Genomic DNA, 2,011 nt, shown 5'->3' with positions numbered 1-2,011 from the left:
AAGGTTATTTTTATTTTTAAGTATACTAACCGTTGATTACTTTTCCATCTTCTTGTAAAATAAGTCTAGTTGTTCCATCTTCTTTTTTAATTGCAAGTTCAATATTATTAGTTGTTGTTGTTGCAATTTGTTCTAAAGCAAGATTTGTAAAGAAAGCTTGGTGTGAAGTTAAGATAACATTACGATGAGCTCTTAATCTTGTTAATAATGAATCAGAAATAACTTCATTTGATTTATCGAAGAAAAATACTCCCGCCTCATTTTCATAAACATCAAGACCCGCACCTCTTAGCTTACCATTATCTAACGCTTCTAATAAATCTTCTGTATTAATAAGTGGTCCACGTGCTGTATTAACAATAATTGCTGAAGGTTTCATTAATGCTAATGTATCTTTGTTAACAATATATTTTGTTGAAGGTAAAAGTGGTGCATGTATTGAAAGAAAGTCTGCTTGTGCAAATACTTCTTCTTTAGATAAATATGTAAACCCTAATGCTTCTGCTGTTTGTGGAAAATTATTTTGAGCATATTCATCATATACCACAACTTTAGCACCCAGTCCATTAGCTATTTTAATAAATCCTTGACCAATTCTTCCCGCACCAATTACACCGATAGTTTTACCAAAAATTGTTTCTCCCTCTAAACCATTTAGTGAAAAGTTATTATTTGTAACTCTATTATGAGCTAAGTGAATGTTTCTGTTCAATGACATTAATAGTGTCATTGCAAACTCACATACGGCTTCAGGTGAATAAGCAGGAACACGGAATACCTTAATTCCTAATTCTTCTGCTGCTTTCAAATCAATTCTATTATAACCCGCAGATCTTTGGAATCAATATTTAATCCCTTGAGCTGCTAACTTTTCAAGAACTTCTCTTGATCCATCACAATTAACAAATGCACAGATTGCTTCTGAACCCTTTGCTAATTCCGCTGTTTTAACTGATAGTCCTTGTGTAATGAAATTAAATTCATGTCCGTTTTTATTTGCTTTTGCAAATGTTGTTTTATCATACTGTTTAGTATCGAAAAATGCTATTTTCATTTTATCTCCTTAGTGAATGTTCTTTAAAACATAATAATTATACACTTTGTGTTTAAAATGTATTTATGTTATTTTAATAAATTTATATTTAGCCAATAATTTTAAATCTATTTTAATAAAATTCAAAGTTTTGTTGAGTTATTTTTTGCATTTCTAAATACAATTAAACTATAAAATAAGATATCATTAATATAGTTATGAAATATATTCAAAAAAATAAAATTGAAGGTGGCCACAAAAATAAAACTTTCAAAATTAAAACTACTGATGGAAACTTTTTTTTAAAAATTAAAAAACACGATAATTTTAATCATAAGATTGATTATAAAAATCTTAATAATTTTAATTTTGTGCCTAAATTAATTTTCGATGATGACAATGAAATTATTTGGGAGTTTCTCGAAAAACAAGAGCTGATTTTGAATAAAGAAAATTTATCAGAGATGGCTCAAATTATGTTAAAAGTCCACAACTCAAAATTAGTTTTGCCAATCTCAAATCACAAAGCTAGACTAATAGAGTATTACGAAGCGTTAAAACATAAAGAAAATATCCCTTTAGAAGTTGAACAATTTTATGAAACTGCACTAAAAATAATAGAAGAGTTTGATATTTCAACCCCTCTACATAATGACCCTTGAATGAATAACTTCGTTAAAACTAATAGAGGAATTTTTCTAGTAGATTGAGAATATGCAAGTATGGGAGACAAACATTTTGATTTAGCCTTTGTTATTGATGGCTCATGACTCAATGAAGATCAAGAATATTTTTTTCTCCAATCATACGGGATTGAAAATTATGATCAAGAAAAATTAAGCAAAGCTAAACTATTAGTGAATTATTTAACTTTAGTATGAATGCACAGATTTGATGAATTACCCTTTGACGATAAAATTATAAAATCTAATTTACATAAAAATATTAATAATAAAGAATAATATGTATTATAAATTG

At 27.5% G+C, this 2,011-nt stretch carries 2 protein-coding genes; one reads left to right on the top strand and one right to left on the bottom strand.

Features of this window, described 5'->3' with window-relative positions; all coding sequences use genetic code 4:
• Positions 1–25 precede the first annotated feature (25 nt).
• Positions 26–1,054 (bottom strand): 2-hydroxyacid dehydrogenase, encoded by a 1,029-nt coding sequence (locus tag C4B24_RS04655; protein WP_131599614.1) that lies wholly within the window; start codon positions 1,052–1,054, stop codon positions 26–28.
• 197 nt (positions 1,055–1,251) lie between these two features.
• Between C4B24_RS04655 and C4B24_RS04650 the strand changes: the two genes are divergently transcribed.
• The gene (locus C4B24_RS04650) at positions 1,252–1,995 is read left to right on the top strand and encodes a phosphotransferase (protein WP_131599613.1); all 744 of its coding nucleotides are present in this window, start codon (positions 1,252–1,254) and stop codon (positions 1,993–1,995) included.
• Positions 1,996–2,011 lie beyond the last annotated feature (16 nt).

The organism is Mycoplasma marinum (assembly GCF_004335975.1).
Classification (GTDB): Bacteria; Bacillota_I; Bacilli_A; order Mycoplasmatales; family Metamycoplasmataceae; genus Mycoplasma_K; species Mycoplasma_K marinum.
This window is presented reverse-complemented; position numbering and strand designations above follow the sequence as displayed.